Source organism: Mangrovimicrobium sediminis, from assembly GCF_004745945.1.
Classification (GTDB): domain Bacteria; phylum Pseudomonadota; class Gammaproteobacteria; order Pseudomonadales; family Halieaceae; genus Mangrovimicrobium; species Mangrovimicrobium sediminis.
Window position 1 is genome coordinate 145,288 of sequence record NZ_SRLE01000001.1, and the last position, 25,273, is coordinate 170,560.

The 25,273-nt window shown below is 65.3% G+C and carries 11 protein-coding genes and 1 pseudogene; 2 read left to right on the top strand and 10 right to left on the bottom strand.

What is annotated here, in order from left to right:
* Positions 1–213: 213 nt before the first annotated feature.
* The 5 genes and pseudogenes from E4634_RS00670 to E4634_RS00685 all read right to left on the bottom strand — a co-directional run.
* On the bottom strand, positions 214–1,626 hold the full coding sequence (locus tag E4634_RS00670) for a hypothetical protein (protein ID WP_135440673.1): 1,413 nt from the start codon (positions 1,624–1,626) through the stop codon (positions 214–216).
* Positions 1,623–2,504: a sulfotransferase family protein gene (locus E4634_RS00675; protein ID WP_167854699.1), complete on the bottom strand. Its 882-nt coding sequence runs from the start codon at positions 2,502–2,504 to the stop codon at positions 1,623–1,625. The genes E4634_RS00670 and E4634_RS00675 overlap by 4 nt, the downstream gene beginning before the upstream one ends.
* An 8-nt stretch (positions 2,505–2,512) precedes the next feature.
* Positions 2,513–7,327 (bottom strand): type I polyketide synthase, encoded by a 4,815-nt coding sequence (locus E4634_RS00680; RefSeq protein ID WP_206046747.1) that lies wholly within the window; start codon positions 7,325–7,327, stop codon positions 2,513–2,515.
* Positions 7,328–7,382: 55 nt separating this feature from the next.
* Positions 7,383–7,847, bottom strand: a complete 465-nt coding sequence (locus tag E4634_RS22055) for a polyketide synthase dehydratase domain-containing protein (RefSeq protein WP_353511668.1) — start codon at positions 7,845–7,847, stop codon at positions 7,383–7,385.
* 170 nt (positions 7,848–8,017) lie between these two features.
* A pseudogene (locus E4634_RS00685) lies at positions 8,018–15,673 on the bottom strand (KR domain-containing protein); the annotation flags it as partial.
* A 495-nt stretch (positions 15,674–16,168) separates the two neighbouring features.
* On the opposite strand from E4634_RS00685, the gene E4634_RS00690 reads away from it, so the two are divergent.
* Positions 16,169–16,756 (top strand): hypothetical protein, encoded by a 588-nt coding sequence (locus E4634_RS00690; RefSeq protein WP_135440675.1) that lies wholly within the window; start codon positions 16,169–16,171, stop codon positions 16,754–16,756.
* A 242-nt stretch (positions 16,757–16,998) separates the two neighbouring features.
* Positions 16,999–18,576: a S8 family serine peptidase gene (locus E4634_RS00695; RefSeq protein ID WP_135440676.1), complete on the top strand. Its 1,578-nt coding sequence runs from the start codon at positions 16,999–17,001 to the stop codon at positions 18,574–18,576.
* Positions 18,577–18,650: 74 nt separating this feature from the next.
* On the opposite strand, the gene recJ is transcribed toward E4634_RS00695, so the two are convergent.
* The 5 genes from recJ to E4634_RS00720 all read right to left on the bottom strand — a co-directional run bounded on the left by recJ (position 18,651) and on the right by E4634_RS00720 (position 25,229).
* On the bottom strand, positions 18,651–20,387 hold the full coding sequence (gene recJ / locus E4634_RS00700) for a single-stranded-DNA-specific exonuclease RecJ (protein ID WP_135440677.1): 1,737 nt from the start codon (positions 20,385–20,387) through the stop codon (positions 18,651–18,653).
* Between the two features lie 15 nt (positions 20,388–20,402).
* The gene (thrC, locus tag E4634_RS00705; protein ID WP_135440678.1) at positions 20,403–21,800 is read right to left on the bottom strand and encodes a threonine synthase; all 1,398 of its coding nucleotides are present in this window, start codon (positions 21,798–21,800) and stop codon (positions 20,403–20,405) included.
* Positions 21,801–21,834: 34 nt separating this feature from the next.
* Positions 21,835–23,148: a homoserine dehydrogenase gene (locus E4634_RS00710; protein WP_135440679.1), complete on the bottom strand. Its 1,314-nt coding sequence runs from the start codon at positions 23,146–23,148 to the stop codon at positions 21,835–21,837.
* A 32-nt stretch (positions 23,149–23,180) separates the two neighbouring features.
* A complete protein-coding gene (gene alaC, locus E4634_RS00715; protein WP_135440680.1) occupies positions 23,181–24,371 on the bottom strand; it encodes an alanine transaminase in 1,191 nt (396 codons plus the stop codon).
* Positions 24,372–24,476: 105 nt separating this feature from the next.
* Positions 24,477–25,229 (bottom strand): DsbC family protein, encoded by a 753-nt coding sequence (locus E4634_RS00720; RefSeq protein ID WP_135440681.1) that lies wholly within the window; start codon positions 25,227–25,229, stop codon positions 24,477–24,479.
* Positions 25,230–25,273: the final 44 nt, after the last annotated feature.

Consider the following 25,273-nt stretch of genomic DNA (forward strand, 5'->3'; position numbering starts at 1 on the left):
CCGCGCGCGGGGGCCTCCTGGGCCGGCTCGGATGCCGGGGCGCCTTCACGCAGGGCCCGCAGCCGGCTACGCCTGTTTTCAGTGGAATCGCTCATGTTTCATTTCTCCTGTCGCATTTATGCGTCGTTCAGATGTTGCAACTATACCGGCAGCACGCTGGCTGCCGAAGTCCCTACCCAATCTTTGCAAAAAATTTCATAAGCCGGACCCCGTTCAGAGGTCCTGGCCCAGCCACACCTGGCAACCGCTTCCCGCCGGTTCGCCCTCGCTGGGATCGCGGCGCATGCCGAACTGGCTGGCCTCCATGTGGTTCGAGGTGCCCAGCACCAGGCCCTCCGGGGTGGACAGCAGGGTACGGATGCCCACCTCGTAGGGATAGCCGAACCCGTCCAGGGTCACCGCTTCCCAGTTGTCGCCATCACTGCTGCGCCACAGGTGGAAACCACCGACTTCCGGCTGGCGGCGCAGCTTGGCCTGGAAAATCAGCCAATGGTGCGTACCGGCATAAAGATAGCCGTCATGTACTTCCATTGCCCAGATTACCGAATTGTAGAAGTCGTCGAAGCCCGGACCCATGCAGGAGAACGGTACTTTCAGGCCGTCCAGCGTAAAGCGCGGCTCTCCGGCGATCAGATCCCAGCTGTCGTCGGCATTCAGGCGGATCAGCTCGAAGGCGGCGGGGCCGACATCGTTGGCGCTGTCTTTGCCCATGCCCGGCAGGCCCGAACCAATGTACAGGGCACCCTTGAACGGGATCATGGTCGGTGCCGTCTCGTTGAGATTGTAGCGCTGCGCGCCGTCGGTAAGCACCGGCGTCCAGGTGTAGGGCGGTTCGCCCGAGGCGTCGGTCTTGTACAGCTGGAAGCCCTTGCGCGGATTGCCGGCGCTGGCGTACAGGAAGCCGTTGAACACCACCAGCCGGGAAATCGAGCTGTTGGTGTCGTCGCCGAAGCCGGGCTCCATCGCCGGCACCCAGGCATTCGATGTCGGGTCGTCGGTGACGAAGATGATGGTATCGCCGGCGAAGTTGCGGTCCATGTAGCCGTCGCGCACGGCGCCGGTCGGAGCACAGAACACCTTGCCGTTGAAATTGGTCAGCGAGCGGAACGAGAGGAAGGATTCGTCGACCAGCCCCGGGTCCGACAGCTCGGTAAACGTGACGCCGTCCTGGGTGCGCAGGATACGCGCACCCCAGTGGCAGATAGAGCTGATGTACAGCGCCGGCTCGTCATCCGACGGGCCCTGGTACACGAGCATGCTGCGAAAACCGCGGTACAGCGGCACCATCGGCTCCACTTCCTCGCGCGCCTTGCGACCGCGGCCGCCGCCGGACATCTGGCCTTTGCGCAGGACGTCCTGCGGGTTGGCGCGCTCGTCCGCCTCCACCAGCGGGGACTCGTACACTGTCTCCCAGTTGCCGCTGGCGGGATCCCAGCGCAGGATGCGCGCGCGGTCATGTGCGCCCATGCCCTTGTGATGGGTCACGCCAAGGTAAACATATCCCTTGAACCAGGCCAGGCAGTGCGCGACCTTGCTCCTGGGGTTGCCCATACCTTCCTGGCCGATCGGCCTGAATCCTGACTCCGCCGGCATACCCGCCCCTGCTGTCTGTACGTCTGCGCTCATTGGTAACCGAACTCCCTGGCCAGTTTCAGTGTCTCGGGACGGAATTCCGCCTCCGGGTTCCAGTCCAGGGGTCCCTCCAGGGTGGACGTCTTCACCTGGCCGCGGCGCAGCGCCGGGTTGGCGAGGAAGTTCGGGTCGTTGCCGTACTTGGCGTTCTGCGGGCCCTCACAGGCAAACGGCGAACGCTCCGGGTGCATCACTTCCTCCAGCGCCTCGGCGTCGGTGCGCGCCTCCAGCCACTCGAATATCTGCGGCAGGTAGATCTCCAGGTTGGAGAGCAACTGCTCGCCCTGGATGCGCATGCTCTGGCCCAGCGGCAGGCTGCTGCAGAACTCGACGATGTTGGTGTGCGCCTGGAGCCAGACATTCTCCGGGTCCATGCGTTCGGAATCGAACTTGCCGCCCCACTCCGAGTTGCGGCTGACCAGGTCGATCATCGACTTGCAGGTCGGCCGCGGGTGCCGCGTCAGGTGCAGGAAAAAAGCATCCGGATACATCTCGTACATGCGATCGAGGTGCTCGGGCTTCATCACCGTGGCCGGGCTCTTGTCGATGATCGCCTTCGGTGAGGCCAGTGCGATGATGTGGTCGCACACGTCCTGGCAGCTGCGGTCGGCCTCGTTGAGCCAGTGCTGGGCCTCGTCGACGTTGGCTTCGCTCTGGCCGCCGAACTGCAGTTCGGCCAGGGCGCGCAATACCCCGTTGGTGGCGTGGGCGCGGCCGCGGCGACGCAGCTTGCGGTGCAGGTCGGAAACGTAGTCATCCAGGAACAGGTTGAGTTCCGGCAGCCCGAGGAAATCGGGGTGCTGGCCGAGCATGCCGCACACCAGCGACGAGAACGAGCGCAGCGGACAGAGGATGAAAAAAGGCGGTCTCACGGCGGCGTTCATTGGTTCTTCACCCATTGTGTGTTGCTGGCCAGCGCAAGGATAGTATCGCGCTGTTGCAGGATGTTGACGTACACCGGGTATTGCCCGTACATGACCTGAGCGTGTTGCCACTGCTCATCACTGAAGATTACCTTGAACAGCGTGGGATCCCCCTTCATTCCGACTCCAAAATATTTCGCGGCCGCCTCTTTGGCGCACCAGATCTGCAATACCTTGCCCTGCAGCACTTCCTCGGGGAGGTTGGCTACCAGGCCCTGCTCCTCCGGGGTAAAGCTGGCTATCACGTGTTCCGGGCGCTGCATGCGACCGACGTGTTCTACATCCACCCCGACGCTGCAGCCGGGTTCGGCCACTGCCGCCACCAGCAGGCTGCGGTCGTGGCTCAGCGACACCTCCGGCGCCATCTCCAACTGACCGTTCCACCAGCCGTCGACGTAGGGCGCGCCCTCCTCGTTGTGCAGGACGAGGATATCCGAGGGATACAGCAGTTCACCGGTTTGCTGGTAGAGCCAGTAGCGCACCGCCTCCTTGAGGCAGATGCGGCCCATCAGCCACTCCATGCGGCGGCGGAACGGCACATCCAGGGCATACCACTGCTGGCGTTCGTCCATGCTCAACGTGGAGTGCACCAGCATGCGCATGAAGACACCGCTGGACTGGGTGAAGAACTGCTCGGCGAAGTTCTGCACCTGCCACAGCAGCACGCTGCCGTCACCCAGGCCATCCAGCGGCGCGCCCATCCAGCCCTCAAGCGGGCTGCGGCGGCACTGGTAGAAGCGGTGCGGCACCGGGAAGTAGACATTCGCCAGGTTGGACACGCGCAACAGGGAGCGGCCCTCGCCGTCGACACACTCGGCCTGCCACAGGCGGTCCGCCTCGGGGCCGGTCTTGTCCGGGCGCAGCGGCGTCTGCCGGGCGATGAAGTGCATGTCCTCGACATCGCGCGGGCAGTTGGCGTAGAACTCGATGCGCTCGATGGTCGAGGGGAAACAGTTGTAATCGGTGCCGACCTGCTGGGCGATCCAGAAGGCGGCGACCTGACCCAGCGCATCGAGCAGCACCGGGTTGACGATGAACGCGGGCTCCGCGCCGGCCACAAAGAAGCCGTCCAGGGTACAGGGCGACAGGCGCGCGTCGATACCCTGCTCATCCACCGCCGCGATACCGGTGACACTCTGGAACACCGGGCCGTGGAACATGCCCACTTCGTACAGTTCGTGGTCCTGCCAGCGGTAGGTCTGGGCCGCGCTCACCGGCGCCACCGGCGGCAGGTGCCATTCACCGTCGAACAGGTATTCGGCGGTGACCACCATCTGCTTGTCGCGCATCAATTGTACACGGCAGCGTGTGTCGTCGAGTTTTTCTGCCTGCACCTGCAGTTCGGCCTCGGCGTGATCGAGGGCGATCCAGTCGAAGGCACTGACCCTGGCGATGGCGCTCAGGTCGCGGGAGCCGACCAGCGCGGCGGCTGCCTCGGCCATGATTTCCAGGCTCACCATCAGGGGCACACAGGACAGGCCGAACAGTTCCGGGTCCGACTCGCTGGTGGTGCCGGAGAGCACGTGGTCGAGCAGGAAGCGATCTTCGTAGACGCTCAGGCGACAGGCCGCGCTCAGGCGGTTGTCGTCGCTGCGTGTGATATCGCTCAGGAAAGGAAAGGCATCGATGTCGGAATCGATTGCCGGGTATTCCGCCTCGACCGCGGCGAGGTTCTCGAGCACCGCGTCCTGCCGGGCGAGAAATTCACGCATGATTTCGAAGTGTTCGCGCATGGCCTCGTCTACCGCCGGTGCGACCATGGGGGTCGGCTGCGCGGGGGCATCCGCCTGCTGGGCGACCGGCGGCGGTTCCGCCGCATCCTGCGGACCGCTGTGGCCCGCTGCGGGGGCCGCCGGCGCTGCACTTTCAGGCGCAACAGAAGGCACTGTGGCGGCCGGTGCCGCATTCGCGGCGGGGGCGGCAAACTCCGCCAGGCCCTGGTCTTTCCAGCGCAGCAGGGGCAGCGTGTTGTCCAGCAGCATGCCCGGCAGCGTGCCCTTGTCCGGGGTGTCCCAGTCCAGCGAGCGGTAGGCGCGGCCGGCAAACAGGCGGCCCGGCTCCGGCAGGCGATGGTTGACGAACATGCTGCCCGCCAGTTGCAGGACCTGCTCGACATCGCTCTTGCGACGCTGGTTGCTGGCCATCACCAGGCTGTCCTTGCCGGCGAGAATATCCGATACGAAAGCGCTGAGGTTCCCGGAAGGACCGACCTCAACAAACATGCGCACGCCGTCGGCGTACATCTGCTCGATGGTCTCGCGGAAGCGTACCTTGTTCGACCACTGCTCGGCGGCCAGCGCCTGCACCGCCGCGGCGCGCGCCGGGAACAGGCCGGCACTGGCACAGGAGTACAGCGGCACCGAGGGCTTGGACAGCTTGCAGCGCTTGTAGAAACCCTGGAAGGCCTCGGTCATCGCGTGGAACCAGCGCGTGTGGTAGCCGCGGTCGAAAGGCAGGCGGATGCAGATGCCGCCGGCGGCGGTCAGCGCTGACTCCACCGGGCCGATATGAATATCCTTGCCGAACAGTACCAGTTGGTTGGCACAGTTCTCCATGGCGATCACGACATCGTCGGTGAGATAGGACTCGACCACCTTCTGGTCGAGCGCGCCCACCGCCAGCAATACGCCGGTGGGAATCTGACCATCGGCGAGCACGCGTTCGTACTCGCGGTTGAGGTCGCGAATAAAGTGCGCGAGTTTCTCCGGGGAGCGCCCGCCCATCGCCGCCGAGGCGGCCAGCGCGGATGACTCGCCGGAACTGTGGCCGAGCATCACGTCGGGCTCGATACCGAAATCCTGCAACAGGGCGAACATCGCCTGGCCGCCGACGAACACCGCCTCGGAGCCGACGTCCATGGTGTGCAGGCGCGCTTCCAGTTCCTTGCCGATGGCGTCGTTGAGCTCGCTCTTCGGCGGGAACATGATGTCCGAGCGGCGCGGGCCGTCACGGTCGGCGTACAGGCCATCCCAGAAATCGAACCATTCCTGGACCACGCCGAAGTTGGTGACCAGGTCGCGCAACATGCCGGGGTACTGGGAGCCCTCACCCGGGAACAGGAAGGCGAGCTTGCCCTCCAGCGGCTCGGCGGCATAGCTCACGCCGGAACGGGTGGTCCAGCGCGCGGCGTCCGCGTCCTTGCCGGTGAGTTTCTTGCGCGCCTGGCCGATCTTCTTGGCCAGGTCGTCGAGGTCACTTGCGACCATGGCGAGTCGGCAGAGGCCGTGCTCGAACTGCTCGGCCAGGGTCGCGGCAACATCCACCAACTCCACCGAGACGGAATCGGCAATGTAGTTTTCCAGGCGATCCAGTGCCTCGGACAGCGCGGCGGGCGACTCCGCTGAAAACAGCAGAAGCTCCGCGGGCATGGTGCCGAGGGTGGCAGGACGCTTCGCCTCGGCGGGCGCCTGCTCGAGAATCGCGTGGGTGTTGATGCCGCCAAAGCCGAAGGAGTTGACCCCGGCGCGGCGCGGTGCGCCGCCGGCGCTGACCCAGGGCCGCGCCTCGGTGTTCACGTACAGCGGCGTTTCGCCGATACGCAACTCCGGGTTGACCTCATCGCACAGGGTCGGCGGCAGCACACGGTGGTGCAGGGCCAGTGCCGACTTGATCAGGCCGGCGATGCCCGCGGCGGGAATACAGTGGCTGATCATCGACTTCACCGAGCCTATGGCCACCGAACCCATGGGCCGGGTGCGTTCGCCGAGCAGGGTGCGCAGCGCGGTGATTTCGGTGCGGTCGCCGAGCGGGATGCCGGTGCCGTGGGCCTCGATCATGCCCAGGCTGGACGGGTCGACGCCGGATTGCTCGTAGGCGCGCTGCATGGCCAGCAGTTCGCCGTCCATGCTCGGTGCCAGCAGGCCGGTGGCGCGGCCGTCGCTGGCCTGTCCCACCCCGCGCAGCACCGCGTAGATGCGGTCCTCGTCGGCCAGGGCATCCTCGAGGCGCTTGAGCACCACCATGCCCAAACCCTCGCCGAGCAGGGTGCCGTCGCTGCCGGACTCGAAGGGACGTACCCGGCCGCGGCGGCTGAGCGCGCCGAGCTGGGTGAAAATCACCGAGACTTCCGCCGGCAGCGAGGCGTTGACGCCGCCCGCGATCATCATCCGGCTGCGGTGGTTGCGCAGCTCGTCGATCGCCGCGCCCACCGCCAGCAGGGAGGAGGAACAGGCCGCGTCGAGAATATAGTTGGGGCCGCGCAGGTTGAGCCGGTTGGCGATACGGCCGGTCATCACGTTGGGCACCAGCGAGGGTGCGACGTCGGCATTGAACTGCGGCAACTGCTTGAGCATGCGCTGGCGCAGCGTCTCCAGTTGCTCATCGCCGAGATCGGGCATCAGCTCGCGCAGCATTTCCAGGGTCTGGTCGGCCACCAGGTTGTGCTGCAGCACGCTGGCCTGGCCGCGGTGCAGGTAGGTACTGTGGCCGAGCACCACGCCGGTATCGCTGTGGTCGAAGTCCGGCGCATCGTAACCGGCGTCGATCAGGGCATCGCGGGCCACTTTCAATGCGATGAAGTGGTCCGGCTCACCGCCGTCGATGGAGTTCGGCATGATACCGAAGGGCTTGGGATCGAAACGGTAAAGATCCTTCAGCCAGCCGCCGGCGGCGGTGTAGATGCGGTTCGAGGCGAGATAGCGCGGCGCGTCCCAGGACTCCACCGGGTCACCGATACAGTCCCGCTCGGCCAGGATGTTTCTCCAGAATGACTTGAGATCAGCTGCCTCCGGAAAGGTACAAGCCATCCCGATTATGGCGATTTCACCGCTCACTAATTTCCCCTGCCTTAACAGTCAACGCGTGCAAATGTGTTGGCGATCTTCCCGGTCAGGCGAGCTTTTTCGTCTCGCTTGCGCCGGGAGCGGTACCGCCAAGGCGGTTGAGTTCCTCGCTGGCGATGCACTCCATGCCTTCGATGGCGAGCAGGACCCTGCCTTTCTTGTCACAGTAATAGACATCGGCAAGGACTTTGTAATCGGCGCTGCCCGGGCGCATTTCGAAATGCATCTCGAATTGCTCGGGAAGGCCGTCGGCGTAGCGCACCACGCGCTCGAAGCGGGCGGGCAGCGCGGACTTGCCGCGGTAGTGGCGCGCCCAGATCAGGCCCATCTGCGGCCCGACATCGACAACGCCCGGGTCGAACAGCCACTGCCGGGCCGGGTCGGCACCAGTGATCCATTCGCTGGGACGGGTGTGCATCATGGTCGAGGCTGAGCCCGTTTCGGACATGCCGTTGATGCGTTCGATCAGCTGGAAGCGCGGGCCGTGGAACAGCCAGTCGCTGTAGGCCATCTCCGCGCTCACCGATTTGTCGGCGTGCTTGGAGGGCTTGTGCAGCGGCGCCGCGTCCAGATGCTGCTCCAGGCGCGCCACGCAGCGGTAGTGCAGGGTCTCGCCGTCGCCGGAGCGCAGCTGTACCTGGACTTCGAAGCCGCTGGCGTCGCCGTAGGGCGCCGGGATCACCCGGATCATCAGCGGCATCGGGTAGGACTCCACCTGGATGCCCTTGATCAGGCGATGCTCGTGAATCTCGGTCAGGGTCCAGTCCGGCCACAGGGCGTCGGCGGCCTCGGCCATGATATTCAGGGCAACTGCCGCGGGCAGCACCGGGATACCATCGATCAGGTGATCGTCGAGATACACGTGGCGGCGGTCGAGGGAGAACATGATCTGCTGTTCGCCCTTGGGGTCGATGGAATGCTGGGCAGCACCCACCAGCGGACCGTAGGTGTCCTCGCCGCTGCTCGCGGCACTGGCATCGGCGGACTCGTCGAGCACGAAGCGACCGGCGTTGGCCTCCCAGGCCTCCCAGGGACCCTGGCCGGAAATCACTTCCACGCCACCGGTGGGATACACCAGGTCGTTGACGAAGTGCTCCGCGCCGCCCTCGGCGGGGATCAGCGCCACGCCCTTCTCGGCGAACTTGGCCTCGACTTCGCTGGTGACCATGCCAGCACCGAAGCGGGTCGCCCCCCAGGGGCCCCAGCAGAACGAGCGCACCAGCACATGCTCCGGCCACTGCGAGCTCAGCTGCTGGCAGACCCGGTTCATCAATTCGTTGGCGGTGGCGTAGTCGCTCTGGCCACTGTTGCCATAACGGCCGGCCACCGAGCTGAATACGGTGAAGAACTTCAGCGACTCGGGACGCACTAGTTTTTGCAGGTTGAGCAGGCCGTAGAGCTTGGTGCCCACCACCGGCGCCAGCTTTCGATGGCCTTGTCCTGGACCAGTTTGTCCTCGATGATGCCGGCACCGTGCACGATGCCGTCGATGCGACCGTGCTGTTCGTACAGCCCGGCCATGAATTTGGCCATGCCCGCCTCGTCGCCGGCATCTACCGCATGGTATTCGACCGCGGCGCCGCTCTCGGTGAACTGACGGATGTTGTTGCGCAGCTCGCGCAGGCCGAGGATGCGGCCCACCTCGCGCTTGACCTCGACCGGGGTCAGCTCGGACTGGCCGGCGCGGACCTTGGCGAACAGGTGGTTGCGCAGGGCCACTTCATCGGGCAGCGCGGCGAGTTCATCGCTCTCTTCCACCAGCGGCGAGCGGCCGGTCAGGATCAGGGTGTTGCCGGGCCGCGCCAGCGGACGCAGGACTTCGGCGGTGACGCCACGACCGCCGCCGGTGGCCAGTACCACCAGCGATTCCTGCGCCAGCGGTTGCTCGGTGAAGGCGATCTCGTGGGGCTTCTCGACGGTGCGGAACACCGTGCGCTGGCCGGCGGGATAACCCACCTCGATACGGCCGCCACACAGCGTGAATTCTTCGAACAGTGCGTCGGCACAGGCCTCCAGCGAACTGGCGGGGTCGAGGTCGACCGCGCGGCAGCGCAGGCTGGGACGCTCCTCCCACAGGCTCTTCATCAGGCCGATACAACCCCCCTGCAGGGAGATGCCCGCGGGCATGTCGGCCGCCGGCAGGTGCAGGAAGTTGCCGCCCAGCGCGGTGACTGCCATGACACCGGCGGTCTCCTGCAGGAAGGGCAACACTTTACCGGTCAGGCGGAACAGCAGTTCCTCGTTGCCCGCCAACTCGGCCTGGAATGCCGCCAGCGGCGCATCCGCAGGCAGCCAGGGTGTTTCGATCGCGGCCAGGTGGATGAAGCCGGCGAGATCCGCCGGGGTTTCAAAGGCATCCAGGCCGCCTTCGACGCGGAGGTCGTCCGCGTTCAGCAGGCGCGGGCTGAAGCCGGCTTTTTCCAGCCGCGCCGCCAGCGCCTCCGCAATGCCACGGGCATCGCGGGTCAGCAATACGGCCCCGCGCGCGCTGCTGTGCAGCGCGTTGGCGGGGATTTGTTCAACTTCGGGTACAACCTCGTGCCGGGGCAGAATCCGCGCAGTTTCTACGGTAGTGCTCTCTGCCCCGGCTTGATCAAAAGGGCTGGTTGCCTCCACTGCGGCGCCCGCGTCGATCTTGTCGAGGATATCCAGCATGGCGTTCAGCGTGGGGGCTGAAACCAGTTCCTTGCGGCCGTCACCGATGGTCTCGGCGTACACCGGCGGCAGCTCCTGCAGCAGGTTGCCGACGATCTCGACACGCTTGATCGAGTCGATGCCGAGGTCGCCTTCGAGGTTCTGGTCGGCGCCGACCATGTCCTTCGGATAACCAGTGGTGTCCTCGATGATCGTGTACAGCTTGGCTTCCATCGCCGCGCGGTCGAGACCGGCAGCGGCAGGAGCGGCCGGTGCAGGCGCTGCGGCGGCGGGCGCCGGAGCGGGTGCTGCAACCGGGGCCGGAGCCGGGGCGGCGGCCGCAGGTGCCGGGGCAGGTGCCGCAGGTGCGGGCGCCGGTGCCGGTGCCGGGGCAGCCTTGGCCACCGGGGCGACTTCCTCGGGCACTTCCATGGCGGGCGGGCTCATCAGCATGGACGGAGCAAAGTTGCCGATGGTGCCGCCGGACTTCGCCACCGAGCGCTCGAACTGCTCGGGCGGTGCGCTGCCCAGGTAGGTTGACATGACAGTCTGCTGGGTATGCAGGAACTGCCGCATGGTTTCAAAGTATTCCGACATCACCGATGCCGGGACACTTTGTATTCTCTGGAATTTGCCCATATTTCTGGCTCCCGTCTTACCGATAGTTGAATTAACTGGTTGCGATTGCGGCCGGGCAGGTACCGATGAATCCGGTGCCTGCGGTGACTGGCGGCTGGCCTCCGCCGAAGTTGCCGCAAACGCGGCCCCCGCACGGGCGGCGGGGATGAGAACAGGTACTGCGTCCTTATCGATGTTGATGCCGATGGTTTCCGCGGCCTCATCCGGACGGCGCACACCACTGCCGTTGATCATCCAGGCATGGGCGGGCACCGGCGGCGTGCGCCGGGTCTCGGTCAGGGCATCGAGGTCGCAGTCGAGGCAGTCGCGGCCGGCGAACAGCGCCATGATGTCGAACTCGCGCGACCTGCAGAACACCTGGCCGAGTCCGGCCAGCAGGCCGTAGAGGCCGCCGCCCAGGTCGTCCAGTCCGATCGCGGTGTGCGGCTTGTCGCCGAGGATGCGACCCACCAGGCGGGTGAGCACGGACTTGGGACCGAGTTCCACGAACACAGTGGCGCCGTCCGCATGCATGGCCTCCACTTCCTTCACGAACTCCACCGGCTGCACCAGGTGTTCGATCATGGTGCCCTTGAGGCTCTCGACGGAATCGCCGTGGGCGATACCGTTGGTATTGGAGTACACCTCCACCTCGGGCTTTTTCCAGGAGGTGGACGAAATGATTTCCGCCAGGCCCTGCTGCGCCGGACGCACGAAGCTGGAGTGGAAAGCCGCCGCCACCGGAATCTGGGTGGCATCCACGCCCTGCTGTTTGCACGCTTCGATGGCCTTGGCCACGCCGTCCTGGGAGCCGGAGACGATGATCTGCAGCGGCGCGTTGTGGTTGGCGACGATAACCCCGTCGATGCCGGCAATAATCTGCTCGACCTTGTCGCGCTCGGCGTTGATTGCGGCCATGGTGCCCAGTTCACTACCCGCCTCACGGGCGGCGTCGACGATCAACCGGCCGCGCGCCTCGGACAGCGACATCAGGGTGCCGAAGTCGAACACGCCGGCGGCGTGCAGGGCGGTGAACTCGCCGTAGCTGTGGCCCGCCACCATGTCCGGTTTCAGGCCCAGGGAATCGAGCATGCGCAGGTAGGCGATGGACGCCGTGCCCAGGGCGGGCTGGGCGACATCGGTACTGGTCAGCGCCTGGGAGGCGGCGCGTTGCTCCGCCTCGGTGTAGCAACCACGCGGGAAGATGAACTGGCTGAGCTGTGCGCCCTCGCCAAACCGCTTGCCGAACGGCGCCGCCAGGCAGCTGTCCGCCTCGGCAAAGGTGTCGCGGAACACGGGCAGGAAGACACCCAGTTCGCGCAGCATGTCGGTGTACTGGCTGCCCTGCCCGGAGAACAGGAAGGCGAGCTTGCCACTGCCCAGGGTCGCGGGGTCGGAGATGCCGGTGCCCGGGGGCAGCTTGCTCTCCGGCTTGTCGATAGCGCCGAGCAGCGCGTCGAGCTTGTCGCGCAAGTCGCGCTGGGTGCGCACCACGGCAAAGGCGCGGTGTTCGCCGTCGCCCATCTGCTCGGCCAGGGCGCGCGCGATGTCGCGCAGCTCGAGGTCGACGCCCAGCGCCAGTTGGGTCTGCAGCCCGGCCAGTTGGCCGCGCAGTTCCTCGGCATCGTCCGCGGCCCAGACGAACAGTTCCGCGGGCCACTTGGCCATCAGCGGGTTGCGCATCCAGCTGCGGTATTCGCCGCTGTATTCCTCGGCGGTGATATGGAAGTTGGTGCCGCCGAAACCGAAGGCGCTGACCGACGCGCGACGCGGCACGTCCAGGCGCGGCAGCCAGGGGCGCGCCTCATCGAGCAGGTACATCGGCGACTGCGGGTCGGCGAGCACCGCGTTCGGCGTTTCGACATTCATGTGCGGCGGCAGCACCTTGTAGTACAGCGCCATGGCCACCTTGACCAGGCCGGCGACGCCGGCGGAGGCCTTGGTGTGGCCGATCATGGTTTTCACCGAACCCACCACCGCACTGCGCGGCTTGGCACCACCCTCGACCGCGAGGGTCGTGGTGCTCTCCAGTTCGGCGGTATCGCCGGCCACGGTACCGGTGCCGTGCGCCTCGAACAGGCTGACGCTATCCGGGCCGTACCCGGCGCGGGCGTAGGCGTTGCGCATGGCGCGCAGCTGGCCCGCGGGCAGCGGTGCGGTGAGGCCCTTGGCCTTGCCGTCGCTGCTGCCGCCGGCGCCCTTGATCACACAGTAGATGCGGTCGCCATCGCGCTCGGCGTCTTCCAGGCGCTTCATGGCGATCATCGCCACGCCCTCGGAAATAGCGATGCCGTCGCCGGTGGCGTCAAACGTGCGGCAGCGGCCGCGCGGCGACAGCGCCTGGGTCTGGCTGAAACACAGGTAGCCGAAGGGCCCCTGTACGGTGTCCACACCGCCGGACAGCACCATGTTGCTGTGGCCGAGCAGCAGTTCGGAAATACCCTGGTAGATCGCGGCCAGCGACGAGGCGCAGGCGGCGTCCGTGGTGAAGTTGGTGCCGCCGAGGTTCAGGCGGTTGGCGATACGCCCGGCGACCACGTTGATCAGGATGCCGGCGAAGGTGTCCTCGCTCCACTCCGGCAGCTGGTCGGCGATCTCGTCCGGCAGTTCTCCGTTGAAGCGAGGCAACTCCGAACGCAGGCCGTACTGCATACCGACGTCGCCGGTACCGCCACTGGCGCCAACGATAACCGACGTGTGCTCGCGATCGAACTCGCGCTCTTCATAGCCGGCATCGGCCAGGGCGCGGCGGGTGACCTCCAGGGCCATCAACTGCATGGGATCGATCGAGGTCAGCGACTTCGGCGGCATGCCGTAGCGCATCGGATCGAAGGGGAAATCGTCGATGAAGCCGCCCCAGCGCGAGTAGATCTTGTCCTTCGCGTTGCGGTCTTCGTCGAAATACAGGCGCCAGTCCCAGCGGTGAGCGGGAATCTCGGTGATCGCATCGATCTTGTCGATGATGTTTTCCCACAGCTCGGCGGGTGTGTGGGCGCCGGGGAACAGGCCGCCAACACCGACGATGGCGATATCCAGGCCGGCGACTTTCTCGGCGGCCTCGTCGATGCGCGACTCCAGCATGCCTTCGATGCGCTCGCGCGCGCCGTCGATGACCGCGCTATGCAGGTCGGCGACGGTCAGTACCTTGTCGCGCAGGGCCGCGACCTGGCCCAGCATATACATGCCGTCGTCGCGCTGGGTGGTCTCGTCGAGCTCCACCAGGCTGCCGGTATCCGCATCGCGCACGGTACCTTTGGAGGCGATGCGCAGGCGACCGAGGATGAGATCGTCGAGGACGCCGCGGACTTCGTCCGCCGGACCGCCACCCTTGAGCTGGCGCAGGCGCTCCTCGAAGAACGCGTCGGCAAACTTGGTGTGTGCGGCGCGGCTGGCGTGACCGGGGCCGGATTCCAAGCTCACCGTTTTGGTGCACTTGATTGCTTCATCCTGGAACGCCGGGACCACCGCCTCGCTGCTCACGATTTCCTCGGTGAACAGGTAGGCGCTGCCCATCAGGATGCCGATGCGCACGCCGAGTTTGGCCAGCGGCGCGACCATGGTCTGCAGCGCCGCCGAGGAGACCTCGTCGTGCAGGCCGCCGGCGAACAGGATCATCAGTTCGCCAGCCAGTTCGGGCTGCTTGTCCAGTTGCGTGAGCAGCACGTCGATCATGCTGCTCCAGAGCACGAAACTGCTCAGCGGACCGATGTGGCCGCCGCACTCGCGTCCCTCGAAAATAAAGCGTCGCGCGCCATCGCGGATGAACAGGTTGAGCAGGTTTGGCGAGGGTACGTGCAGGAAGCTGGGGATGCCGGATTCCTCCAGGCTGGCAGCCTGGTCCGGGCGGCCGCCGGCGATGATCGCATAGGCCGGGTTGTAGGCCTTGCACACCTCGATCTGGTGGTCGAGCAACTCGCGCGGCGCGAAGCCGAGCAGGCCGATGCCCCAGGGTTCCTCGGGCAGCAGTTCGCGGGTCTCGGCGAGCATCTGCTCAAGCTTCTCGCCCTTGACCAGCGCCAGGGCCAACATGGGCAATGCACCAGAACGGGCCACGGCTGCGGCGAATTTGGGGCAGTCGGAAACCCGCGTCATCGGGCCCTGGACGATGGGCAGACTGACGCCCAGACCCTGAGCCAGGGCGCTGCCCGGGGCCAGGATATTCTGGCGCGCGGCCATGACCAGGTTTTCGTCAATAGCGGTGTCGATCGCTGCCAGCAGTGCTGACAGGTGGCCGTAGCGGGTGGCGTAGGCGCCGGCGAAGGCAATGTCCTGGCCCAGCGGAACGATGCTCTTGGCGGGCTCTTCCCAGCTCAGCTTGTCGGTGACCAGTTCGCGCAACTCGGCGGGACCCATGGTGCCCGCCTCTTCGGCGAGCGCCTTGGCTGCGTGATTGCCCGGACGCATGAGGAAACGGAAATAGGTGCCGCGGGCGCCATCGCCCACGGCCAGCGCCTCATTGCCGACCAGGTTGGCGACCAGCGGGCGCAGGGTATCGCGCAGCGGGCTTTCGTCCAGCAGCAATACCTGGTTGTCCAGCACGCAGCCGCGGAAACCCAGCGCGTGCAGGGCCGAAGCAACGTGCGGGGTGACGCCACCGCGCAGGTAAAGGGGAAGCTCAGTACGTTTGAGAATACTCTGGGCGAGGATGAAACTGCTCTCCTCGCCGACCAGTCCGCCGGATTCATGGCCCTTCAGCAACAGGCCATCGACGGCGTTTTCCACCGGGCCCAGGTCGAATTCGCTGCTGTGGATCTCGGCCAGCAGGGTGACGCCCTGCTTGCGCAGCTTCTCCACCGCCACTCGGTTCGGCTCTACCAGCGCCGCATCGACGAACAGGTAGGCGAGCCCCGCGGGAGCCAGTTCACACAGGTGATCCACCAGCTTGTGGCTGAACGTATCGACCTTGACACCGAACTTGTGCCCCTTGGCAAAACAGGCCAACTGCCCCAGTTGCGCTTCGAAGCACAGGGGATCGGACAACAGTTCAAGGTTGAGTACGCCGACAGCGCCGGCGCGGCAGGCTGCTACCGCCAGGGTGGCGTCGCCGCTGCCTGCCGGAGTGAAGACAAATTTTTCAAATTCCATGGATACCGCCTTGGAGTGTGGCACGCCTTCGTCCCCTATCTACCCCTCGTAAAAGTTGACGAGGCACACAATCACAACATGCAATAATCGGGCCGACCCCGCTCAGCAACCACTCAAAAAGTAGGGGCTCGGCCCTCCCCAGTGCACCCGAGTATAGACCACATGCTAAAAATGAAAGATGAATCCCTGATGAAACGCAAATATTTTGCAGACTTTGTGACATAAGTCACGAAAGCGCTAGTGCGCCCAAGTTCGGTGCATGCGACACTCTGAAAGTGACCCCCTCAGCACTAAACGGGAACGTTTTCACTGCCAAATACCTGCTGTGAAGTGAGATGGAGCGTACTAATGCAACGCCTGTGCCACTGATACACGGCTCACAGCACTTATCCTCATATACCAAATTGCAATTTAACCAATTGATTTGGTGCAGTTTTCTGATTATCTTGGCGAGACCCGACAGGGGACTATTACTTTTTCAGGGGAGCTAAACCAGTGAAAACCATCATTCGCGGGCTGACTTGCATCGCCCTCACACTATTGTCTGCGCTTAGCCAGGCACAAAGCGGCACCGCCACCGGCACCGGCGCACTAGCCGGTTCCGGCATCTACGACGCCAGCGCTACCGGCACCGCCACAGCCAGTCTGGCCGGCGACATCCTGACGCTGGACTACACCTACGAACTGACCATGATCACCCCGCCCGGCTCCGTCGGCGAGGTGTTCACCGCCGCCGGCACGCTCGTTATCGATTACAGCGGCCCCGGCCCCGTCGGAACCAACTCGACCACCACCTGTACCCCGCCGGCCGTACCCAACGTGGACATCTGTCCCAACATTCTCGGCGCCGCCGCAACTTCCCTCAGCGGCGACACCGACCTGGTGACTGTCGTGCTGCAGTACTCGCCGTCACCGGGTGTCAACGATCTGACCATGACCTGGGCAATGACCTACGACGCCCCGCCGGAACCGCCGGAGCCCGTCGAGCCGGTGCCCACCCTGCCGCTGTTTGCGCTGATCCTCATGGCCTGCGGCCTCGGCGCCACCGCCATGCGCTCTCTGTCGCGCAGGAATACCCGCTAAACCATCTGCCCTCCCTGCAGGCGTCAGTTGTAAAGAAACCCGACAGCTGACGCCCGCAGAAACCAATTTCCGCCACTTTGCCCTGTCAACTTTCCTGACAAGAGCCGCCAAAAACTACCCAAACGGGCTAAGCAAAAATTGCGCTGCAAGTTTTTTGCTTGCAATCATCAAATCGTAAGCTAGAGTTTATTGGTCTCGCGTCACCTGTTCCGGGTGGCGACACTTCTATTGGAGATTTACTCATGACCTACACCAAGCACTGGAACTGGTTGCGCTCCGCAGCAATCGTTCTAGCCGCAGCGCTTTGCGTTGTGCCGGCCACCCAGGCCGCGCCAGCCAAGGAACGCGTCAACATCATCTACAAGAAAGGCGCGCAGGCCAAAATCATGGCAGCCATCGCTCGCAAGAACGGCCGGCTGATCTATGAATTCCCCGAAGTAAACGCAGTAACAGTAGAACTGTCACGCAAAGCGGTACGCGCCCTGAAGCGCAACGCCAACGTGAAATTCGTCGAAGCCGACACCATGCAGTACGCCTTCGCGCTGACCGACCCGTCTGACGGCGACCCCTACTTCCTGGGCCAGGCCGTACCCTACGGCATCCCGATGGTACAGGCCGACGTACTCGACGATTCCACCGCGGGCAACACCACCCTGTGTATCATCGACTCCGGTATCGACGGCACTCACCCGGACCACGCTGGCAACATCCTGGCCGGTGAGAACCTGACCACCTCCGGCACCTGGGACAGCGACGAGTCTTCCCACGGCACCCACGTGGCAGGCACCATCGCCGCGGTCAACAATCCCGACGTGGGCGTGGTCGGCGTGCTGCCGAACACCAACCTGAACCTGTACATCGCCAAGGTATTCGACGCTTCCGGCTCCACCGCTTCCTCCACCGTGGCCAAGGCCATGTGGGGCTGCTGGCGCCGCGGCGGTGCTGACGTGATCAGCATGTCCCTGGGCGGTGCCGGCAACAGCCGCCTGCAGCAGATCGTCGCCGACTTCCTGTACACCCGCGGTGTCCTGCTGATCGCAGCGGCCGGTAACGATGGCAACAGCGTTATCTCCTACCCGGCGGGCCTGGACAGCGTCATGTCTGTCGCCGCTATCGACGAGAACAAGGCCTGGGCGAACTTCTCCCAGTTCAACGAAACCGTTGAAATCGCCGCTCCGGGCGTCAGCGTCCTGTCCACCGTACCGGTAGGCAGCATCGTCGACTACACCGCGACCGTCGACGGCACCGAGTACCCCGCCCTGCTGATGGACGGCACCCCCGCCGCCACCGCGACCTCCACCCTGTATGACCTGGGCACCGGTGAAGCCATCGACGGCGCCGCAGCTGGCCAGATCTGCCTGATCCAGCGCGGCAACATCAGCTTCGCCGACAAGGTACTGGCCTGTGAGAACAGCGGCGGTATCGGCGCGATCATCTACAACAACGTTCCCGGCTCCCTGAGCGGCACCCTGGGTGACGTGGCCACCACCATCCCGTCTGTCGGCGTCAGCGACACCGACGGCGCCCTGATGCTGGCCGACGTGGGCACCATCGCCACCGTGGACACCCTGAACGGTATCGTGTCTGACTACGACTACGACTTCTTCAGCGGCACCTCCATGGCGACCCCGCACGTATCCGCCGTTGCGGCACTGGTCTGGAGCCACTTCCCGACCTGTACCAACGTCGAGATCCGCGACGCCCTGAACGCCACTGCTGAAGACCTGCTGACCGCCGGTCGCGACAACTTCACCGGCTACGGCCTGGTGCAGGCGTTGGCAGCCTACGATTACCTGGCCGAGAATTCCTGCGGCCTGTAATCGAGCGTTCCAACTCGAGAAAACGCCGGGCATTGCCCGGCGTTTTTTTTTGCCCCTGAAAAACCTCCCCGCTTTCAGTCCCGCTGCGGCACCAGGTATTCGATCACCAGTTGCAGAGTGCGCGCACCGCGGAACTCGTTGACGTCCAGCCGATAGGCCGCGCGCACGCTGCGCACGGACTCGTCGGGCCAGACCGAGGTATCCACGTTGAAGGCAATGGCGTCGACAATGTCCCCACTGCCGGGCAAACCCAGCACCAGTTTCAGGTGCTTCTCCCCGACCACACGCTGGTTGACCAGGGTAAACACCCCGTCGAACACCGGCTCCGGAAAGTGCTGCCCCCAGGGGCCGGCAAAGCGCAACAGCTGCGCGGTCTCCAGGGTGAACTGGGCCGGCGCCAGTTCGCCATCCGAGTCGATGACCGCCTGCAGTTCCAGGTCACGCGCGTGGCGCTCGACCTCGGCGACAAAGGCCGCGTCGAAGGCCGGATAATCTGTGCGGGCGATGGTCAGGCCCGCCGCCATGGCGTGGCCACCGAACTTGCTGACCAGGCCCGGGTGGCGCGTGGCGACCGCGTCGAGCACGTCGCGAATGTGTACGCCCGGGATCGAGCGCGCAGAGCCCTTGACCTCGCCCCCCTCCCCATCGGCAAACACGATGGTCGGCCGGTGCAGGCGATCCTTGATGCGCGAGGCGAGAATACCGATCACGCCCTGGTGCCAGCCCGGCTCGTAGAGGGTCAGCGCCGCGGGGGCCTTCGTCTCGCCGTCCAGCACCAGTTCGTCGAGCAGGCGCAGTGCCTGGTCCTGCATGTCGCGTTCGATCAAACGCCGGTCCTGGTTGATGCGGTGCAGCTCAGCGGCCAGGGGACGCGCCGCGCCGATCTCCGGCTGCAGCAGGCACTCGATACCCACGGCCATGTCCTCCAGGCGCCCGGCAGCGTTGATGCGCGGCCCCACCGCAAAACCGAGGTCCGAGGCGACCACGCTGCGGGCCTGGCGCCCGGCGACTTCCAGTAGCGCGGCAATTCCCGGTCGCGCGCGGCCGGCGCGGATGCGCTTGAGACCGGCCTCCACCAGGATGCGGTTGTTGCGGTCCAGCGGTACCACGTCGGCCACCGTGCCCAGTGCCACCAGGTCGGTGAGGCGACCGAGGTTGGGCTCGGTGCGCCCGGCGAACCAGCCACGCGCACGCAATTCGGCGCGCAGCGCGAGCATCAGGTAGAAGATCACACCGACGCCAGCGAGATTTTTGCTGGGAAAGGGGCACCCGGGCTGATTGGGATTGACGATGACATCCGCCGCGGGGAGCGCATCCCCGGGCAGGTGGTGATCGGTGACCAGGGTGGCGATACCGGCCTCGCGCGCGGCGCGCACCCCCTCGACACTGGAAATACCGTTGTCCACGGTCACCAGCAGGTCAGGGCGTTCGCCGCGCAGGGCCAGGGCCACGATCTCCGGAGTCAGGCCGTAGCCGTACTCGAAACGGTTGGGAACCAGGTAGCTCACCCGCTGCGCGCCGAACTCGCGCAGCGCAGTCATCGCCAGCGCAGTGCTGGTGGCGCCATCGGCATCGTAGTCGCCAACGATCAGAACATACTGCTGCGCGGTCAGTGCATCCGCCAGCAGCCGGGCGGCGGTTTCGGCGTGGAGCAGTTGTGCGGGTGCGGCGAGTCGCGAGAAGTCGAGGTCGAGTTCGTCCGTGGAGGCCACGCCGCGGCCGCCATAGACACGGGCCAGCAGCGGATGCAGGCCATCATCGCGCAGCGCCGGCGGAACCTCGGCCTGGCGCTGGCGAATGGACTTTTGCATGCCGCGCGGAAAACCTCAGTCGCGCAGGTTGTCCGCCATGAACGCGCGCACTGCTGCGAGATCGTTGGGCAGCACCTCGCAGCGCTCGGGCCGCTCGAACAGGTCGCGCAGGTGCAGGGGCAGGCCGACTTCCTCGGTGAGGCCGGCGCTGCGCACCGCGTCGGGGAACTTCGCCGGGTGCGCCGTGGCCAGTGTGACCACCGGTACCGCGGCATCGACACCCGACTCCAGCGCGGCGCGCACGCCGATGGCACTGTGCGGGTCGAGCAGGTATTCGCACTCGTCCCAGGTCGCGGCGATCTGCGCGCAGGTCTGGGTATCGTCGACACAGGCGCTGGAAAACAGGCTGTGGGCGCGGGCCATGGCGGTGTCGGAGAAGTGAATCGCTCCGGCATCGAAACGCGCCATGAGATCGGCGATGGCCGCACCGTCGCGATCGTACAGATCGAACAGCAGGCGCTCGAAGTTCGAGGAAACGCTGATATCCATGCTCGGCGACAGCGTGTGATGCAGGGTCTGCCGGCTGTAGGTCGCGGTGGTCAGCGCCCGGTGCAGCACGTCGTTGCGGTTGGTGGCGATGATCAGGCGCTCCACCGGCAGGCCCATGCGCTGCGCCAGGTAGCCGGCGAAGATATCGCCGAAGTTACCGGTGGGTACCGAGAACGCGACCTTGCGCGCCGGTGCGCCCAGCGCCACCGCCGCGTAAAAGTAGTAGACGATCTGCGCCATGATGCGCGCCCAGTTGATCGAGTTGACCGCCACCAGGCCGCGGTCCTCCGGCAGGAAACTGCGATCGGCGAAGCAGGCCTTAACCATCGCCTGGCAGTCGTCGAAGTTGCCCTGTACCGCCAGGTTGTGGATGTTGTCGCCCACCACCGTGGTCATCTGCCGGCGCTGCACTTCGGACACGCGCTGGTGCGGGTGCAGGATGAAGATATCGATATTACTACAGCGCTTGCAGCCCTCGATGGCCGCCGAACCGGTGTCGCCGGAGGTCGCGCCCATGATCACCACCTTGCGGTGACGGCGCTCCAGCACGTAGTCCAGCAGTCGCCCGAGCAGTTGCAGGGCGAAATCCTTGAACGCCAGGGTCGGGCCGTGGAACAGTTCCAGCACCCACTGGTTGTGGGCGAGTTGCACCATGGGCGCCACCGCGGTGTGACGAAACTCCGCGTAGGTGTCCTCGATGATCGCGCGCAGGTCATCGGCGGGGATGCAATCGGCGACGAACGGTGCAACGATTTTCTGTGCGAGCTGCGGGTAGTCGAGCTCCGCCATCGCCGCGATTTCTTCGGCAGAGAAGGTCGGCAGGGTTTCCGGCACGTAGAGGCCGCCATCCGGCGCCAGGCCGGTGAGGAGTACGTCTTCGAAGTTGAGTGCCGGCGCCTGCCCGCGGGTACTGATGTATTTCACTGTAACAATCCGTGGTATCTGGGTTGCGGGGGCACTAGCCGTCCAGCGGCTCGACGCGGATACGCGCCACCTCGCCGGAGATGGAATCCAGTGCCTCGATAGCCGCCACCGCCTGGTCCATGCTGCCCTGCACGGCGCGGTTGGTGAGCACGATCAGCGGCACCCGGTCCTCGCCCTCGGCGGGGGCCTTCTGGATTAGCGCCTCGATACTGATGCCCTGGTCGCTGAAGATGGTGGCGATCCTCGACAGCACGCCGGGACGGTCCTCGGCGACCATACGCAGGTACCAGGGCGTGACCACCTCGGTCATCGGCACGATGCGCACATCGCGCAGCTTTTCACTGGCAAAGCCGAGAGCCGGCACGCGGCACTGTTGCCCGGCGGAGAGCTCACGCGCCAGGTCGACGATATCCGCGACCACTGCAGAGGCGGTCGGTTCGGCACCGGCACCGGCGCCGTAGTACAGGGTCGGCCCGACGGCATCGCCCTCTACCAGCACCGCGTTCTTCACGCCGTTGACGTTGGCCAGCAGGCGCTTTTCGGGAATCAGCGTCGGGTGCACGCGCAACTCGATACCGCCGCCGGTCTGCTTGGCAATGCCCAGGTGCTTGATGCGGTAGCCCAGTTCCTCGGCGTACTCCACGTCCTGCGGGGTGAGTTCGGTGATGCCCTCGGTGTACACCGCGGAAAACTGCAGCGGCATGCCGAAGGCCAGCGAAGCCAGGATGACGAGTTTGTGCGCGGCGTCGATACCCTCGACATCGAAGGTCGGGTCGGCTTCGGCGTAGCCCAGGGCCTGGGCCTCGGCCAGCACATCGTCGAACTCGCGGCCCTTGTCGCGCATCTCGCTGAGAATGAAGTTGCCGGTGCCGTTGATGATGCCCGCCAGCCATTCGATGCGGTTGCCCGCGAGCCCCTCGCGCAGGGCCTTGATGATGGGAATGCCGCCGGCCACCGCCGCCTCGTAGCGGATGGTGACGCCGCACTGCTCGGCCTGCGCAAACAACTCGTTGCCAAACTCGGCGATCAGTGCCTTGTTCGCCGTCACCACATGTTTGCCCGCGGCCAGGGCTTTTTCTACTACTTCCTTCGCGACCGTGGTGCCGCCGATCAATTCGACGAGAATCTGCACCTCCGGGTCGTCGATCACCGCGAAAATGTCGCGGCTGACGCGGGTGGAGCCGGTGTCACAGGCGGGGTTGTCGCGGCGCGCACCGACGTGCACGACTTCGATAGCGGCCCCCGCGCGCGCGGCGATTTCCGCGGCATTGCGCGCGAGCACATTGAAGGTGCCGCCGCCGACGGTGCCGAGGCCACAGATTCCAACTTTTACCACTTGCGCGCTCATCGCTCGCCCTTTACTCCCCTTCCCAGCCCGCCTCAGGCGAAGCCGTCTGTCTTGATCATCTTGCGTATGTTGCGCACTGCCTGACGGGTGCGGTGCTCGTTCTCGATCAGGCCGAAGCGCACGTAGCCTTCACCGTACTCGCCAAAGCCGATACCCGGCGACACCGCGACCTTGGCCTCGACGAGCAGCTTCTTGCTGAACTCCAGCGAACCCATCTCGGCGTAAAACTCGGGGATTTTCGCCCACACGAACATAGTGGCCTTGGGCGACTTTACCGGCCAGCCGGCAGCGTTGAGGCCTGTGCACAGCACATCGCGCCGCGACTGGTACATCTCGCGAATCTCCGAGACGCAGCTCTGGTCGCCCTCCAGTGCCTTGATCGCCGCCACCTGGATGGGGGTGAACATGCCGTAGTCGAGGTAGGACTTGATGCGCGCCAGGGCGCCCACGAGGGTGCGGTTGCCGCAGCAAAAGCCCACCCGCCAACCGGGCATGTTGTAGCTCTTGGACATGCTGAAGAATTCGACGGCGATATCCCGCGCACCTTCCACCTGCAGGATGGACGGCGCCACGTAGCCGTCGTAGCACAGGTCGGCATAGGCCAGGTCCTGCACGACCCAGATATTGTGTTCGCGGGCGATTGCCACCACGCGCTCGTAGAACTCCAGTTCCACGCAGTGCGCCGTGGGGTTGGACGGGAAATTCAGCACCAGCATCTTGGGCCGCGGCCAGCTGTTGTGGATGGCCTTTTCCAGCTCCTCGAAGAACACCGTCTCGTTCTCGCCCATGGGTACGTGACGGATATCGGCACCGGAGATCACGAAACCATAGGGGTGGATCGGGTAGGACGGGTTGGGTACCAGCACCGCGTCGCCGGGGCCGGTGGTGGCCAGCGCCAGGTGCGCGAGGCCCTCCTTGGAGCCCAGGGTAACGATGGCCTCGGTCTCCGGGTCCAGAGTGACGTCGTAGCGGCGCTGGTACCAGTCGCAGATCGCCTTGCGCAGGCGCGGGATACCCTTGGACTGGGAATAGCGGTGGGTGTCGCCGCGCTGGGCGGTCTCCACCAGCTTGTCCACGATGTGCTGCGGCGTGGGCTGGTCCGGGTTGCCCATGCCGAAATCAATAATGTCCTCACCGGCCGCGCGCGCCTTCTGCTTCAACTCGCCGATGATGTTGAACACATAGGGAGGAAGGCGCGAAATCCGCCGGAATTGCTCGTCCACGTTAAGCACTCTGGTACGGCGCCCCGGGGATATCCGGGGCGCGATTAAAAAGGTGGGAAACAGTAAGGTTTCTAAGGGGTTATGTCAACGCAAGGCAGGGGCGAATCACTCCAGGCCGAGGGTGACCATGAGCTGGTCGACGGTCTGGTAGCCCGGAATCAGCTGACCGGTCTCGGTGATCAGGGCCGGGGTGCCGCGCACGCCCAGGCGCTGGCCCAGTTCGTATTCGGCGATAACCGGGTTGTCGGCGCACTCGACGGCGGGCACAGACTGCTTGTTTTTCAGCTTGGTCAGGGCTTCCTGGCGGTTCTCGGAACACCAGGCAGTAACCATGTGGCTGTAGGCAGCAGAGCCGACGCCGGCGCGCGGGAAGGCCAGGTAGCGCACTTCCACCCCGCGCTTGTTCAACTCGGGCACCTCTTTATGCAGCTTCTGGCAGTAGAAGCAGCTGGTGTCGGTGAACACGGAGAGCACGGCGCGGGGTTCGCCCTCAGGCTTGAAGATAATCATGTCCGCCTCATCCACCTGCGCCAACTGGTCCTTGCGATCGGTATCGCGGCGGCGCTCGGACAGGTTGACGTAGTCGCCCTTGTTGACCGCGAACAGGTCGCCGTGAATGAAGTAGCTGCCGTCCTCGGTCGCGTATACCAGCGGGCCGTTATCGAACTGTACGGCGTAGATACCGGGGATCTCACTGCGCTCTACGGTCCCCACCTTCAGCCCCATGGCCTTGCTGTTCAGCGCGGCGGTGAGCCGCTCCAGGACAGCCTTGTCGACGGCCTTGTCCTGGGCGCCTGCAGCCGCAGCGGCAAGGCTCAGCACGAGGGTGATGACGGTGCGGGAAATACGGGAAATCATGTTGCGTCCTCAATCTGCGGAGCGCCCTTTGACGGTGTGCCCCG

Coding starts and splice junctions, on each gene's coding strand:
- E4634_RS00670 (WP_135440673.1), bottom strand. CDS start 1,626: ATGAGCGCAGACGTACAGACAGCAGGGGCGGGTATGCCGGCGGAGTCA.
- E4634_RS22055 (WP_353511668.1), bottom strand. CDS start 7,847: ATGGCCTACAGCGACTGGCTGTTCCACGGCCCGCGCTTCCAGCTGATC.
- E4634_RS00695 (WP_135440676.1), top strand. CDS start 16,999: ATGACCTACACCAAGCACTGGAACTGGTTGCGCTCCGCAGCAATCGTT.
- recJ (WP_135440677.1), bottom strand. CDS start 20,387: ATGCAAAAGTCCATTCGCCAGCGCCAGGCCGAGGTTCCGCCGGCGCTG.
- E4634_RS00710 (WP_135440679.1), bottom strand. CDS start 23,148: ATGAGCGCGCAAGTGGTAAAAGTTGGAATCTGTGGCCTCGGCACCGTC.
- E4634_RS00720 (WP_135440681.1), bottom strand. CDS start 25,229: ATGATTTCCCGTATTTCCCGCACCGTCATCACCCTCGTGCTGAGCCTT.